Genomic DNA, 1,699 nt, shown 5'->3' with positions numbered 1-1,699 from the left:
CTTTGAAAACTGAACAAAGTTTCGACGAATCAAATGTGTAGGGTCTCCTATTTATATAGGAGCAAACATTTGCGAAGTCAATTCGCTAGTATTTAAATTAATGAGTCACAAACTTTTTAAAATGAGAGTTTGATCCTGGCTCAGGACGAACGCTGGCGGCGTGCCTAATACATGCAAGTCGTACGCAAAACTTTCACCGAGTGCTTGCACTCACCGAAAGTTTTGAGTGGCGAACGGGTGAGTAACACGTGGGTAACCTGCCCAGAAGAAGGGGATAACACTTGGAAACAGGTGCTAATACCGTATAACAACAAAGACCGCATGGTCTTTGTTTAAAAGATGGTTCTGCTATCACTTCTGGATGGACCCGCGGCGTATTAGCTAGTTGGTGAGGTAATGGCTCACCAAGGCAATGATACGTAGCCGAACTGAGAGGTTGATCGGCCACATTGGGACTGAGACACGGCCCAAACTCCTACGGGAGGCAGCAGTAGGGAATCTTCCACAATGGACGAAAGTCTGATGGAGCAACGCCGCGTGAGTGAAGAAGGTTTTCGGATCGTAAAACTCTGTTGTTAGAGAAGAACGTGTGTGAGAGTAACTGTTCATGCAGTGACGGTATCTAACCAGAAAGCCACGGCTAACTACGTGCCAGCAGCCGCGGTAATACGTAGGTGGCAAGCGTTGTCCGGATTTATTGGGCGTAAAGGGAACGCAGGCGGTTTTTTAAGTCTGATGTGAAAGCCTTCGGCTTAACCGAAGTCATGCATTGGAAACTGGAAGACTTGAGTGCAGAAGAGGAGAGTGGAACTCCATGTGTAGCGGTGAAATGCGTAGATATATGGAAGAACACCAGTGGCGAAAGCGGCTCTCTGGTCTGTAACTGACGCTGAGGTTCGAAAGCATGGGTAGCAAACAGGATTAGATACCCTGGTAGTCCATGCCGTAAACGATGAATGCTAAGTGTTGGAGGGTTTCCGCCCTTCAGTGCTGCAGCTAACGCATTAAGCATTCCGCCTGGGGAGTACGACCGCAAGGTTGAAACTCAAAGGAATTGACGGGGGCCCGCACAAGCGGTGGAGCATGTGGTTTAATTCGAAGCAACGCGAAGAACCTTACCAGGTCTTGACATCTTCTGCCAATCTGAGAGATCAGATGTTCCCTTCGGGGACAGAATGACAGGTGGTGCATGGTTGTCGTCAGCTCGTGTCGTGAGATGTTGGGTTAAGTCCCGCAACGAGCGCAACCCTTATTACTAGTTGCCAGCATTTAGTTGGGCACTCTAGTGAGACTGCCGGTGACAAACCGGAGGAAGGTGGGGATGACGTCAAATCATCATGCCCCTTATGACCTGGGCTACACACGTGCTACAATGGACAGTACAACGAGTCGCAAGACCGCGAGGTCAAGCTAATCTCTTAAAGCTGTTCTCAGTTCGGATTGTAGGCTGCAACTCGCCTACATGAAGTCGGAATCGCTAGTAATCGCGGATCAGCATGCCGCGGTGAATACGTTCCCGGGCCTTGTACACACCGCCCGTCACACCATGAGAGTTTGTAACACCCAAAGCCGGTGAGGTAACCTTTTGGAGCCAGCCGTCTAAGGTGGGACAGATGATTGGGGTGAAGTCGTAACAAGGTAGCCGTAGGAGAACCTGCGGCTGGATCACCTCCTTTCTAAGGATATTACGGAAACCTGC

The 1,699-nt window shown here is 49.7% G+C and carries 1 rRNA gene; it reads left to right on the top strand.

Annotated features, from left to right (window positions below):
* The first annotated feature begins 117 nt into the window (after positions 1-117).
* Positions 118-1,676: ribosomal RNA gene (locus tag FC19_RS08780) — 16S ribosomal RNA — on the top strand.
* Positions 1,677-1,699: the final 23 nt, after the last annotated feature.

Origin of the sequence: Liquorilactobacillus aquaticus DSM 21051 (assembly GCF_001436755.1) — a bacterium.
GTDB classification, from domain to species: Bacteria; Bacillota; Bacilli; order Lactobacillales; family Lactobacillaceae; genus Liquorilactobacillus; species Liquorilactobacillus aquaticus.
This window is presented reverse-complemented; position numbering and strand designations above follow the sequence as displayed.